Origin of the sequence: Vibrio sp. V38_P2S17PM301, assembly GCF_009904845.1 — a bacterium.
Classification (GTDB): Bacteria; Pseudomonadota; Gammaproteobacteria; order Enterobacterales; family Vibrionaceae; genus Vibrio; species Vibrio proteolyticus.
In genome coordinates, this window is record NZ_WXWO01000052.1 from 58023 (window position 1) to 71449 (window position 13427).

Annotated in this window: 13 protein-coding genes and 1 pseudogene; 6 read left to right on the forward strand and 8 right to left on the reverse strand. The window is 52.5% G+C overall.

Annotation, left to right across the window (positions count from 1 at the left end):
* Window positions 1-10 precede the first annotated feature (10 nt).
* The 4 genes and pseudogenes from CAG64_RS11400 to cobA form a co-directional block, all read right to left on the reverse strand.
* The gene (locus tag CAG64_RS11400; protein WP_021704449.1) at window positions 11-1735 is read right to left on the reverse strand and encodes an SLC13 family permease; all 1725 of its coding nucleotides are present in this window, start codon (window positions 1733-1735) and stop codon (window positions 11-13) included.
* A gap of 41 nt (window positions 1736-1776) precedes the next feature.
* Complete coding sequence (cysN, locus tag CAG64_RS11405) at window positions 1777-3204, reverse strand: sulfate adenylyltransferase subunit CysN (protein WP_161457273.1); 1428 nt, start codon at window positions 3202-3204, stop codon at window positions 1777-1779.
* A gap of 19 nt (window positions 3205-3223) precedes the next feature.
* Window positions 3224-4147 (reverse strand): annotated as a pseudogene (gene cysD, locus CAG64_RS11410) (sulfate adenylyltransferase subunit CysD); the annotation flags it as partial.
* A 23-nt stretch (window positions 4148-4170) separates the two neighbouring features.
* Window positions 4171-5034, reverse strand: coding sequence for a uroporphyrinogen-III C-methyltransferase (gene cobA / locus CAG64_RS11415; RefSeq protein ID WP_161457274.1), 864 nt, complete (start codon window positions 5032-5034; stop codon window positions 4171-4173).
* 274 nt (window positions 5035-5308) lie between these two features.
* Here cobA and cpdB point away from each other — a divergent pair, with 274 nt between their 5' ends.
* The 4 genes from cpdB (at window position 5309) to CAG64_RS11435 (ending at window position 9346) form a co-directional block, all read left to right on the forward strand.
* Window positions 5309-7270, forward strand: coding sequence for a 2',3'-cyclic-nucleotide 2'-phosphodiesterase (gene cpdB / locus CAG64_RS11420; RefSeq protein WP_161488623.1), 1962 nt, complete (start codon window positions 5309-5311; stop codon window positions 7268-7270).
* Window positions 7271-7339: 69 nt separating this feature from the next.
* Window positions 7340-7903 carry a Crp/Fnr family transcriptional regulator gene (locus tag CAG64_RS11425; RefSeq protein ID WP_161451378.1) on the forward strand — a complete coding sequence of 188 codons (564 nt, stop codon included), beginning with the start codon at window positions 7340-7342 and terminating at the stop codon, window positions 7901-7903.
* A gap of 68 nt (window positions 7904-7971) precedes the next feature.
* Complete coding sequence (locus CAG64_RS11430; RefSeq protein WP_161488624.1) at window positions 7972-8424, forward strand: GNAT family N-acetyltransferase; 453 nt, start codon at window positions 7972-7974, stop codon at window positions 8422-8424.
* A gap of 1 nt (window position 8425) precedes the next feature.
* Window positions 8426-9346, forward strand: a complete 921-nt coding sequence (locus CAG64_RS11435; protein WP_337247451.1) for a DMT family transporter — start codon at window positions 8426-8428, stop codon at window positions 9344-9346.
* Here CAG64_RS11435 and CAG64_RS11440 read toward each other — a convergent pair.
* Window positions 9287-9916 carry a LysM-like peptidoglycan-binding domain-containing protein gene (locus tag CAG64_RS11440; protein WP_161488625.1) on the reverse strand — a complete coding sequence of 210 codons (630 nt, stop codon included), beginning with the start codon at window positions 9914-9916 and terminating at the stop codon, window positions 9287-9289. The genes CAG64_RS11435 and CAG64_RS11440 overlap by 60 nt on opposite strands.
* Window positions 9917-10152: 236 nt before the next feature.
* On the opposite strand from CAG64_RS11440, the gene CAG64_RS11445 reads away from it, so the two are divergent.
* The gene (locus tag CAG64_RS11445) at window positions 10153-10773 is read left to right on the forward strand and encodes an FKBP-type peptidyl-prolyl cis-trans isomerase (RefSeq protein WP_021704458.1); all 621 of its coding nucleotides are present in this window, start codon (window positions 10153-10155) and stop codon (window positions 10771-10773) included.
* Between the two features lie 68 nt (window positions 10774-10841).
* On the forward strand, window positions 10842-11285 hold the full coding sequence (locus CAG64_RS11450) for a DUF2780 domain-containing protein (protein ID WP_161488626.1): 444 nt from the start codon (window positions 10842-10844) through the stop codon (window positions 11283-11285).
* Window positions 11286-11353: 68 nt separating this feature from the next.
* Here CAG64_RS11450 and rplQ read toward each other — a convergent pair whose 3' ends face one another.
* The 3 genes from rplQ to rpsD are packed head-to-tail and all read right to left on the reverse strand — an operon-like array spanning window position 11354 to window position 13401.
* Window positions 11354-11737: a 50S ribosomal protein L17 gene (gene rplQ / locus CAG64_RS11455; RefSeq protein WP_021704460.1), complete on the reverse strand. Its 384-nt coding sequence runs from the start codon at window positions 11735-11737 to the stop codon at window positions 11354-11356.
* 26 nt (window positions 11738-11763) lie between these two features.
* The gene (locus CAG64_RS11460; protein WP_021704461.1) at window positions 11764-12756 is read right to left on the reverse strand and encodes a DNA-directed RNA polymerase subunit alpha; all 993 of its coding nucleotides are present in this window, start codon (window positions 12754-12756) and stop codon (window positions 11764-11766) included.
* A gap of 24 nt (window positions 12757-12780) precedes the next feature.
* A complete protein-coding gene (rpsD, locus tag CAG64_RS11465) occupies window positions 12781-13401 on the reverse strand; it encodes a 30S ribosomal protein S4 (protein WP_021704462.1) in 621 nt (206 codons plus the stop codon).
* Window positions 13402-13427 lie beyond the last annotated feature (26 nt).

Genomic DNA, 13427 nt, shown 5'->3' on the forward strand with positions numbered 1-13427 from the left:
AACCGTGCTGTCAGAACGGGAAAAAATGGGGGATCAATGCCAGCACCAGCACCGAATACACGATCGAAATCGGGATCCCGATCCGCACATAATCCGTTAATTTGTAGTTGCCAACGCTGTACACCAGCAGATTGGTTTGATAACCGTAAGGCGAGATAAAGCTGGCACTGGCACCAAACAACACCGCCATAATGAACGGCATCGGATCGACACCATAACCGACGGCCATACTGTAGCCTATCGGGAATGCCAGAGCCGCGGCCGCATTGTTGGTCACCAGCTCGGTGAGCAGCAGGGTGATCAGATAAGTCGCCACCAGTGCACCAAATACACCCCAACCATTGAATGCGTGGATGAACATTTCTCCCATCCGCATCGACAAACCAGATGAAATCATCAGTTGGGCTATGGTCAGTGCCGAGCCCACAATCACCACAATATCGACCGGGAAACGGCGTCTCAGCTCGCTGATTTGGATGATGCCGAGTGCCAGCAGGGCAATCAGGTATACCGCCAAACCTTTGATAATTGGTACTATATTGGTCAAACCCAGCGCGATCACCGCCGCAAAGCCGAGCAACACCAGCGTTGATTTGTTGGCGTCCAGGCGTGCGCTGGAGTCCAGATCATTGACCTGAACAAATTCGCGTCGGTGAGCACTGCGCTCCGCATCAAAGCGTTTTCCGGGAACTAGGACCAGGGTGTCGCCCGCCGTCAGGCGAATGTTACCCAACCCGCCTTCCAGACGTTCATGGCCGCGGCGAATGGCCACCACCACCGCATCAAAGCGGTCACGGAAATGACTCGATTTGAGGGTTTTATCGCAGATACTGGACGAGGAGCTGACCACCACTTCCACCAAGTTCTGGCCATTGAGGTGATGCTGGCCAAATAAAGTCAGGCCATGAATTTCCTGCAAAGTCGCGACACTTTCCACGTCGCCACAGAACAGCAACCGGTCACGCGCCTGCAACACAAAGTCAGGGTCGACCGATGGCAAGCTATGGCCATCTCGGATCACTTCCGCCAGAAACAGTTTGCGCAGCGCGCGCAGGTTGTTCTCCGCAATGCTGCGTCCCACTAGGGGCGAGCCGGCTTCCACCCGCGCTTCAAGGAAATACGGCAGGTCATCCTGACCGTGATCATCGTAGCTAGGCAGCAGGTAACTGAGCGGCACCAGAATTAGCACTCCGCCCACCAGCACCGCCAGTCCGATCAGCGTTGGCGCGAAAAAGCTCAAGCTGGGTAAACCGGCGTCTTCCACGAAGCTGTTAATGATCAGGTTAGTGGAGGTGCCAATCAGCGTCAGCGTGCCGCCAAAAATCGCCGCGTAAGAGAGGGGAATAAGCAGCTTGGAAGGCGCGTGCTGTTGATTGCGCTTGATCGCGCCAATCAACGACACCACCACTGCCGTATTGTTGGTAAACGAAGACAGCAGTGCGGTCGAAACACCGAGTTTGGCCACGACCGTACCCAGCCGGCCGCGTGAAATGTTGCTGCTGACCCAGCTGATCAGCCGGGTTTTCTCCAGCGCACAGGACGCCAGGATCAGCAGCACCAAAGTCAGCAGTGACGAGTTAGTGAAATTCGACGCTAAGGTATTGAGCTCAACCATGCCGGCGATAAAGGCGATAAACGCCGCGCCGGCAAAAATAAAGCTCGGTTTAATACGAGTTACAATCAGGCAGGTCATAATGCCCAGCAAGATCGCCAACACAAACCCTTGTTCCCACATAACTCGTCCTTAAAGCGAAGTAATGACTTACTTTTTTGTTGTTATTTCAGTAATTGGCTCAGATCTTTGGCATCCCAGTGTGGGAAATGCTTGCGGATCAGTGCGTTCAGTTCGAGTTCAAACGCGGAGACATCACCTGCCGGACGCGACACCTGAGTCAGGCTCTCACGTACTAAACCAGCGCCCACCGTCACGTTGCTCAGACGGTCGATAATGATGAAGCCACCGGTGTCTGCGCAATCGAGGTATTTGTCCAGCGCAACCGACTCTGTCAGTGACCACTCACATAAGCCGATGCCGTTCAATGGCAGCTCAGCTACCGAGTGGGTCGCCAGATTATTGATGTCATACTGATGGCGGATCGCCTCCACCCTGCCAACGGTTTTTTTCCCTGCCAGCTTGATGTCGTATTCACGCCCCGGTTGCAGAGGCTGTTCGGTCATCCACACCACATCGGCAAGCAGATGGTTGCTGGACTCCACCTCGACATTGTGCAACACAATCAAATCACCGCGACTGATGTCGATTTCATCTTCCAGTGTCAGAGTTACTGCCAGACCGGCTTGTGCAACGTCAAGATCGCCGTCGAATGTCACAATACGTGCCACTTTCGAACGCTTGCCAGACGGCAGTGCTTCAATCTCATCGCCAACCTGAACCTGACCAGAGGCCACCGTACCGGCAAAACCGCGGAAATCGAGGTTCGGACGGCTGACGTACTGCACTGGGAAACGGAACTCACCGCTGCCTTTTTCGCGGTCCACGTCCACCGACTCCAACAACTCCAGCAGTGACGGTCCCTGATACCAGGCCATATTGCGGCTCTTATCCACCACGTTGTCGCCTTCCAGTGCTGAGAGCGGGATCACCTGAATGTCCGTTTCGCCCTGCAGGTGCTCAGAAAACGCCAAATATTCAGCCCGGATTTGCTCAAAACGCTCTTCGGAGTAATCGACCAGATCCATTTTGTTGACCGCCACGACAAAATGCTTCAGCCCCAGCAGGTTAGAGATGAATGAATGACGACGGGTCTGATCCAGTACGCCTTTGCGCGCATCAATCAGGATCACCGCCAGGTCACAGGTTGACGCACCAGTTGCCATGTTACGGGTGTATTGCTCATGTCCCGGAGTATCGGCAATGATGAACTTACGTTTTTGCGTCGAGAAGTAACGGTACGCCACGTCAATGGTGATGCCCTGTTCACGCTCGGCTTGCAAACCATCCACCAGCAACGCCAGATCCGGACGTTCACCTGTGGTACCCACGCGCTGGCTATCAGAGTGAACCGCCGCCAGTTGATCTTCATAAATCTGCTTAGAGTCATGAAGCAGACGACCGATCAGAGTACTTTTGCCGTCGTCCACCGACCCGCAGGTGAGGAAACGAAGCAGGGATTTATGTTGATGCTGGTTTAGGTAGCCTTCGATACCAAGCTCGGCCAGCTGAGCTGCAACTGCACTGTTCATATGCTTTCCTTAAGATCCTTTAGAAGTAGCCCTGGCGCTTTTTCAGCTCCATCGATCCTGACTGATCGTGGTCGATCGCCCGTCCCTGACGCTCACTCGATGTGGCCACCAGCATCTCTTCGATGATGCCAGTCAAAGTGTTCGCTTCAGACTCGATAGCTCCAGTCAGTGGATAACAACCAAGAGTACGGAAACGCACACTCTTCTCTTCAATCACTTCACCAGGCTGCAGCTTCATGCGCTCATCATCCACCATGATCAACATGCCGTCCCTCTCTACCACGGGGCGCTTGGCCGACAGGTACAATGGCACAATCTCAATGTTTTCCAGGTAGATGTATTGCCAGATATCCAGCTCGGTCCAGTTCGACAGCGGGAACACTCGGATGCTCTCACCTTTGTTGACCTGTCCGTTGTAGGTGCGCCACAACTCTGGACGCTGATTCTTCGGATCCCAAGTGTGGTTTTTGTCTCGGAAGGAGTACACCCGTTCTTTCGCGCGTGATTTTTCTTCGTCCCGACGCGCCCCACCAAAAGCGGCATCAAAGCCGTATTTGTTCAGCGCCTGCTTAAGGCCCTGCGTCTTCATGATGTCTGTATGCTTTGAAGAGCCGTGTTCAAAAGGGTTGATGCCCATCGCTAACCCTTCAGGGTTTTTGTGCACCAGCAGATCAAACCCGTACTTTTTCGCCGTGCGATCACGAAACTCGATCATTTCACGGAATTTCCAATCAGTATCGACGTGCAACAGTGGAAATGGGATCTTCCCCGGATAAAAGGCTTTGCGAGCCAGATGCAGCATCACCGACGAATCTTTACCGATCGAGTACATCATGACTGGGTTATCAAACTCAGCGGCCACTTCGCGGATGATGTGAATACTCTCCGCCTCAAGCTGCTTTAAGTGAGTTAAGCGTTGTTGATCCATGTGCTTGCTTCCTTTACTGCCTGTTCAGGCGGTGTTAATTAGGCGAAATTCAGTTGCGCCTGAGGTTGAGTGGCGGTGCCGAACCAGCTGAGCTTATCGGCCAACCCCACGACTTCCCCCACCACAATCAGTGATGGGGACTCGGCGCCCTGCGCCAGTTGCGCCAGTTGCGACAACTGACCTCTGAATACTTGCTGACACGCTTGCGTGCCGCGTTCAATGATGGCAATCGGCGTGTCCGCTCCCCGTCCGTGCGCGAGTAATTGTTGCTGGATATAGCTGGATTTCATCAAACCCATATAGATCACCAGTGTCTGCTGCCCCCGGGCCAGCGTTGACCAGTCCATGTCATCACTCTCCGCCTTAAGGTGTCCGGTGATGAACATCGCCGATTGGGCGTAATCACGGTGTGTCAGTGGAATGCCGGCGTACGCCGTTGCGCCTGCTGCCGCGGTGATTCCCGGAACCACCTGAAAGGCAATCCCAGCTTCAAACAGCACTTCCAGCTCTTCACCGCCACGGCCGAACACAAACGGATCGCCGCCTTTGATACGCACAACCCGGTGGCCCTGACGGGCAAAGTCGACCAACAGCTGATTGGTTTTTTCCTGCGGCACACTGTGATGACCCGCGCGTTTACCGACACACACCAAAATGGTGTCATCCGGTACCAACGCCATGATCTCGTCCGAAACCAGGTAGTCATACAACACCACATCGGCTTGTTGCAGGCAGTTGAGTGCTTTGACCGTCAACAGCTCAGCGTCTCCGGGCCCGGCACCGACCAGGGCAACTTCGCCTGGCTGTAGCTGACGTTTCACCAGTGAAGAGGGCGACACGCTGTTGCGTACTAAACGCGGTCCCTTAACGGGAAGTGGTGAAACGATGTCCTTATCCGCCATATCTGCATTCCGTTTCCGATTGATGCAAGCATTATGGCGCTGCGGTGTTATTACCTGAAATTCTAAAATTTCATTTTTTATTCGAATAACTGATAAGCAAATTAACTTTTGTCGATAAGTTCGCCAATTTCCGACCAATTTCTGAGAGATGCAGAACAAATACCGCCATCGTCATACCACCCGGTCACATTTTTCAGTAAGCCGTCATCCAGGTTTCACAGCAATTTGTTACATTAAACGGGTTTCTTTCTTCATTCAGTGGAGCTCACGCAACATGCACCTGGCAATCAACCCGATCACCGCCGCTGTTTTAGGCGGCATGCTGACCTTAGCCGGCCCGGCAATGGCAGACACCATCAAACTGCGCATCATCGAAACCACGGATATCCATACCAATGTGATGGATTACGACTACTACAAAGATCAGCCGTCACCCAAAATCGGCCTTTCCCGCGCCGCAACCTTGGTCAAACAGGCACGGGCCGAAGTGACTAATAGCGTATTGGTTGACAACGGTGACCTGATCCAGGGCAGTCCGATGGGCGATTACATGGCGGCCAAAGGGCTCCAGCCAGGTGAAGTGCACCCAGTGTACAAAGCCATGAACCTATTGGGGTACGATGTGGGTAACATCGGTAATCATGAATTTAACTATGGCTTAGACTTTCTCAAAGAGTCGCTCAATGATGCTAACTTCCCGTACGTCAATGCCAATGTGTATGACGCCAAATCCGGTGAGCATGCCTTCACGCCGTATCTGATCAAAACTCACACCTTTAAAGACACCGATGGCCAAGCGCATCAGGTGAAAGTGGGTTACATCGGTTTTGTGCCACCGCAGATCCTGGTGTGGGATAAGAAAAACCTCGATGGCAAAGTGGTCGCACAAGATATTAAAGCCACCGCAGAAAAGCTGGTGCCGGAAATGCGAGCTCAGGGCGCAGACGTGATCGTGGCCATCCCACACTCGGGTGTCTCTTCGGATCCGTACAAAGTGGGCGCGGAAAACTCGGTTTACTACCTGACTCAGGTCGCCGGTATTGACGCCATTGCGTTTGGTCACTCGCACGCGGTGTTCCCGAGCAAGGATTTTGCGTCCCTGCCGGGTGCCGATCTTCAGCAAGGCACCATCAACGGCGTAACCGCGGTGATGCCGGGGCGCTGGGGCAGCCATGTCGGTGTGATGGATTTGACGCTGAAACAGAAAGGCAATCAGTGGCAGGTGGTCGCCGGTCAGTCTCAGGCCCGGCCGATTTTCGACAAAACCAGCAACACCTCGCTGGCAAGCGCCGATCCGGGCATCGTCAAAGCATTGCAAGCGGATCACGACGGTACACGTACCTTCGTCAACCAGCCGATCGGTCAGGCCAGTGATGTGATGTACAGTTACCTGGCGCTGGTACAAGATGATCCGACGGTGCAAATCGTCAACCTGGCGCAGAAAGATTATGTCGAACGCTTTATTCAAGGCGACCCAGACTTAGATGGTCTGCCGGTACTGTCTGCTGCCGCTCCGTTTAAAGTCGGTGGACGTAAAAATGATCCGGCTAACTTTACCGAAGTGGAAGCCGGTCAGCTTACTTTCCGCAACGCCGCCGATCTCTACCTCTATCCCAACACCCTGGTCACGATGAAAGTCACCGGTCAGCAAGTCAAAGAGTGGCTGGAGTGCAGTGCGGGCCAGTTCAACCAGATTGACGTCAACAGCAGCCAGCCTCAGAGCCTGATCAACTGGGACGGTTTCCGTACCTACAATTTTGACGTTATGGACGGCGTCTCGTATCAGATAGACGTCACCCAGCCCGCTCGTTACGACGGAGACTGCCAGCTGATCCACCCCGACTCGCAGCGTATTGTCGGTCTGAGCTACCAGGGCAAAGCATTGGATCCTCAGCAGACCTTCCTGATCGCGACCAATAACTACCGCGCGTACAGCAATAAGTTTCCGGGCACCGGCAGCCAGTACGTGGCGTTCGATGCGCCGGATGAGAACCGCAGTGTCGTGGCAGACTACATCTCCCGGGTCAGCAAAGAACAGGGCGAAGTGACACCCAATGCCGATAACAACTGGTCATTTGCTCCGATCCACAGTACGCAGAAACTCGATATTCGCTTTGAAACTTCACCCAGCAACAAAGCGGCACAGTTTATCCAGGCAAAAGGCCAGTCTCCGATGAAGAATATTGGCAAGGACGACAACGGCTTTGCGGTTTATCAGTTGGATCTACAAAAATAGCGCCAAGTTGGGTAGATTAAACAGCCACAGAGCACACTCTGTGGCTGTTTTGTTATCGGAGAATCCATCATGACTCAGGCATTTCGCCACCAGTTGCAACAGCATCACTTCACCGCAGAGGAAATTGACCAGTTGCAACTCAGCGCTTCATTGCTTGAACTGCCCACCCGCCATATTCTGGTCAATCAGGGCGAACGCGCCAACGAGATTTACTTTCTGCTGAGTGGCGTGTGTCATGCCAGTTACCTGACAGAAAATGGCCGTCAGTACAGCAAAGAATTCTATTGGGAGAACGACTGGCTGATCGGCTTTGAAAGCCTGATCCAGGATGCTCCGTCACCTTACTTGTTGGAAACGCTGACGCCCAGCGAGCTGATGTGCCTGCCGTTGGCCACGCTGCTTCGCTGGCGCGCAGAGAAACACTCCATCTATCTCAAGCTGTTGGAAACTCAGCTGATGTACAAAGAAAATAAAGAACGCTTTATGCTGTTGTACACTCCGGAAGAGCGGTATCGCCTGTTTTGCGCCCATTACCCGAACCTGCTCGCCCGCTTGAACGACTACCAAATCGCCGCGTATCTGGGCATTACTCCTATCAGCCTGAGCCGGATAAAAAAACGCGCCGGTAATTAACAATTGTTAATGCCGAAGCAGGCACCACTTGCTACAGTCGACGCATGATGAATAATTGAGTACCCGCCATGATCACCTGGCACTGTCTGACGTTTTCCCAGCTCACGACTGAGCAGCTGTATCAGCTGCTGCAACTGCGCGTCGACGTATTTGTCGTCGAGCAAACCTGCCCCTATCCCGAATTGGATGGTAAAGACCGCCAGCCAGGGGTTCACCACCTGCTCGGCTACGTTGACGATCAACTCGTTGCCTGCGCACGGCTACTGCCCGCTGGCATCAGTTATCCGAGCATCAGTATTGGCCGGGTTGCCATTGCCGCCAATGCACGTGGCCACGGACTGGGCCATCAACTGCTGCAACAAGCCCTCACACACTGCGCACAATTGTGGCCGGGCGAAGCGATTGAAATAGGTGCTCAAGAGCATTTGCAAAGCTTCTATCAGCAATACGGGTTTGCCCGCACCTCCGAGACCTATCTGGAAGACGGCATTCCCCATATTGACATGAAGCGAGCAGGTTAAGATCTTGGGGCGTACACCGACCGCCCTGGCTCTGGGGCTGCTTATCCTCGGTAATCTGGCCGCATCGTTGTCCGATGTGATGGTCAAACTGCTCGAAGGCAGTATCTCACCATTGCAGTATATGTTCGTCCGCCAGTTGTTCGCCGTGCTGCTCATCGCCCCATTGTGGTGGCGTCAGCCACGTGCACAGCGACGGTTACAGCAAGTGGGCGTCACGCTGACCCGCGCCCATTTGATCTTGATTGGCAGCGGTTGCATGATGGTGGCGATTACCCACATGACCCTGGCGACCGCCAACGCGGTCTTTTACGCAGCGCCGCTGCTGATGCTGCCATTATCAATCTGGCTCCTCAACGAACGTCCCGGGCTGGGTAAAGTACTGGCAACCGTGATCGGCTTTATCGGCGTACTGGTGGTCCTGCGTCCATCGCAATTTCACTGGGCGGCGCTGTTTGCGCTTGGCACCGCCACGACCTTGGCGCTGTTCAACGTACTGGTACAAAAGCTCCCCGCCGATCAACCCGTCATCACCACCTTGTTCTGGACCAGCCTGCTGTCGTTGCCCAGTGCCGCGCTGCTGGCCTGGGTGCAGTGGCAACCACTTTCAGTTGACGCCTTGATCTTGGTGGCCGCCAGTGCCGCTTTTGTACTGACGTACAATGGCCTGGCCGTGATGGCGTATCAGCGTGCACCAGCGAATCACATTGCGCTGGCCGAATATTCTGGATTGATTTTTGTCGCCGTCATCGGCTGGGTGTGGTTTGCGGAACGGCTGGATGGGGTCACACTACTGGGAATTGCTTTGATTGTGTTGCCATTGATGCCACTGCGCCTGCTGCGCAATGGCATTCGCCGGCCAAGGTTATTTGCTGCGGCCAAACCCACCGCTAGACAGACGGAAAAACATCACCGCACCGGATGATTTTTCCAGTTGCAGAATGTCCAACTGGCCATCGGCTTCGAGTTTAAAGCGGATCAACTGACCCACTTTGATCTGACTGAGCGGCTTATCGCTGCCTTCAACCTGCACCAGTGCATTCAAGTCAGCCATCGGCAAACCAATATTGCGAAAGACCTGTGCCAGAGTGTCGCCCTTTTTGACCGTGTACTCTTTCCAGATTTCACCGCTGGTACGCTTGGAGGCGTCCTGACGCGCCGCATCAGATGCCGTCTGTCCGCTCTGCTCACTCAAACCGGTGGTATTGATATTCAGTTCGATACGCTGACTTTCCGGTTCAGTTTGCGGCTTAGGCTCGGGAACCGGAACCAGCATTAAGATCAGCACCACAGGCACCAATACCATCAGCGCCCGTTGATGTAACTTAGGTAAACGCTGCCAGCAGGCGCTCAGCCGCTGTCGATTCCATTGTTGCCAATCGATCTGTTTCAGATTGATTTTTTGCAGATAAGCGTGCCAGTCAATCTGAGACCATTTTTCTTTCGCCAGCGCGACATAGTCCGTTTTCGGTTGCTTTCTCTTGCGACGATTCATTGCTTATCCGTCTCCTAAATCCTATGTGCACAGTGTAAAAAAAGTCAGCCGACTAGTATAGGCATATTGAGATTCCTACGTCATACCTTCGCAAAATCTTACCAGTTTTCTACCGGAGTAAGAGAATCATCACACTGTTTCCGATTGCTGCCCCTTTGACCACTGCGGGATTTGATCCTCGATCTAATGCTGGTATCCTGTCAGGTTCATTCTCAAGCGAAAAAAGAGCGACATTCATGTCTGAAGTTAAATTTGAAACTGTCGAGCAAAAAGCAAGCTACGGCATCGGTCTACAAATGGGTCAGCAACTGGCTGGCAGCGGTCTGGAAGGCCTGAACGTTGATGCAATCGCCGCCGGTATTGCGACGGCTCTGGTTGGCGAGATGCCAGCGATTGAAATCGATGATATCAACCAGGCACTGCAAGAAATGCACACACGCGCCGAAGCAGCTCGTCAGGAAGCGGCGAAAGCAGCGGCGGCAGACGGTGAAGCGTTCCTGAAGGACAACGCTCTGCGTTCAGAAGTGACGGTACTGGAATCAGGTCTGCAATATGAAGTACTGACTGAAGGTAACGGTGAAATCCCAACAGCAGACAAGCAAGTTCGCGTGCACTACCACGGTGAACTGACCGACGGTACTGTTTTCGACAGCTCGGTATCACGTGGCCAACCAGCTGAATTCCCAGTAACTGGCGTGATCAAAGGTTGGGTAGAAGCACTGCAACTGATGCCTGTTGGCTCGAAGTGGAAACTGTACATTCCTCAGGATCTGGCTTACGGTGAACGTGGTGCTGGTGCAGCAATCCCACCGTTTGCAGCACTTGTCTTTGAAGTTGAGCTACTGGACATCCTGTAATCTCATTACTTCAATTATGATGAAACGGCGCCACGGCGCCGTTTTTTATTGTGTGAAGGGAAGTGTCTGTGAAAAAAGCCTACCTCATCATCCTGTCTGCCCTCAGTCTGCTCGGCCCGATGAGTACGCCCGCTGCGGATGAACTGGATGGACTCATCGCCCGCAATCTGCAAAACCGCGAAGAGCATGGGTTATTGACCGAACTGCGCTCACATCTCCCCCTGACCAATCGTCAGGCCGCAATGGGCAGTATTGCACTGCTATTACAGGCCAGCCAGCAACTGGATCTGAAGCAGCTTGATGAATTGAATCACTTGTTACCCAGCCTGGATTTAGAAGAAGCGTATTACGCTCGCGACACCTATCGGTTAAACGTCGCAGAGGTCTTTGTCAATGAGGGGTTGGACAGTGTCATGGCGGAGGTCTTCGCGCCTTTGATGCTGGAGTACTTACAGCACAAAGGGGCATCGGCAACGCTGCTGACTCAGCTTGAGCAAATCTGGCAATTCTGAGCGGAGCCAAAGGCCAAATAAACAAAAAGCCGGGCGATTGCCCGGCTTTGTGTTCTTACGAACTCTGATTACTCAGCAGCTGCTTCTGCAACTTCTGGGCGATCTACAAGCTCAATGTAAGCCATTGGAGCTTTGTCGCCAGCACGGAAGCCAGCTTTTAGGATACGAGTGTAACCGCCCTGACGAGCAGCAAAACGTGGACCTAGTTCGTTAAATAGTTTCGCAACTACTTCGTTGTCACGAGTACGTGCAAATGCCAGACGACGGTTAGCAACGCTGTCAGTCTTAGCTAGTGTAATCAAAGGCTCAACTACGCGACGTAGCTCTTTTGCTTTTGGCAAAGTAGTCTTGATAACTTCATGACGTACTAGAGAGCTAGCCATGTTGCTAAACATCGCTTTACGATGTGAGCTGTTGCGGTTGAGTTGACGACCACTCTTACGATGGCGCATGACCTAATCCTTCTAACTAGTATCGATTAATCTTCAGCGATAGATGCTGGTGGCCAGTTTTCTAGGCGCATGCCTAGTGACAGACCACGTGATGCAAGTACGTCTTTAATCTCAGTAAGAGATTTTTTACCCAGGTTAGGCGTTTTAAGTAACTCAACCTCAGTACGCTGTACAAGATCACCGATGTAGTGAATCGCTTCTGCTTTCAGACAGTTAGCAGAGCGAACTGTTAGTTCAAGATCGTCTACAGGACGCAGTAGGATCGGATCGAACTCTGGCTTCTCTTCTTTCTCCTCAGGAACTCGTACATCACGCAGATCTACGAATGCATCCAGTTGTTCAGCAAGGATTGTTGCTGCACGACGGATTGCTTCCTCAGGTTCAAGAGTACCGTTCGTTTCCATATCGATAACAAGCTTGTCCAGGTCAGTGCGCTGCTCAACACGTGCTGCTTCAACAGAGTAGGCAATTTTGTCTACTGGGCTGTAAGTAGCATCAACAAGCAAACGACCGATAGGACGCTCATCTTCTTCAGTATGGATACGAGCAGAAGCCGGAACATAACCACGACCACGTTCCACTTTAATGCGCATAGCGATTTCAGCGTTGTCATCCGTTAGGTGACAAATAACGTGTTCAGGGTTTGCGATCTCTACATCACCATCATGGGTGATGTCACCTGCAACCACAGGGCCCGAGCCTGATTTGTTTAGTGTAATGAACACTTCATCTTTGCCTTCGGCAACGCGAACAGCCAGACCTTTCAGGTTAAGAAGTATCTCTAAGATATCTTCCTGAACGCCTTCTTTAGTGCTGTACTCGTGTAGTACGCCTTCAATCTCTACTTCTGTTACCGCACAACCCGGCATAGAAGACAGAAGAATACGGCGAAGTGCATTACCCAGAGTATGGCCAAAACCACGCTCTAACGGCTCAAGAGTTACTTTTGCGTGAGTCGTGCTGATCTGTTCGATGTCAACAAGACGTGGCTTAAGAAATTCTGTTACAGAACCCTGCATTGTGTCCTCTCTTTAGTTTAAACCTTACTTAGAGTAAAGCTCGACGATCAATTGTTCGTTGATGTCAGCAGACAGGTCAGAACGTTCAGGCATACGCTTGAAAGTACCTTCCATATTACCAGCATCTACTTCAATCCAAGTTGGTTTTTCGCGTTGTTCTGCAACTTCCAGAGCCGCTTTAACACGAGCTTGCTTTTTCGCTTTCTCGCGGATAGAAACAACGTCGTTTGCCGCAACTTTGAAAGAAGGAACGTTTACAACTTTACCGTTAACCAGGATAGCTTTGTGGCTAACCAGCTGACGTGCTTCTGCGCGAGTTGCGCCAAAGCCCATGCGGTAAACTACGTTATCAAGACGACCTTCAAGAAGCTGAAGCAGGTTTTCACCTGTGTTGCCCTTCAGACGAGCAGCTTCTTTGTAGTAGTTACGGAATTGTTTTTCTAGAACGCCGTACATGCGACGTACTTTTTGCTTCTCACGAAGCTGAACGCCATACTCAGATAGACGACCGCGACGAGCGCCGTGTACACCTGGTGCGTTATCAATTTTACACTTGGTATCGATCGCGCGTACACCTGACTTAAGGAACAAGTCAGTGCCTTCGCGACGGCTAAGCTTCAGCTTAGGACCCAAATATCTTGCCATGATCTTTCTCCAATCTTCCCAGAAAC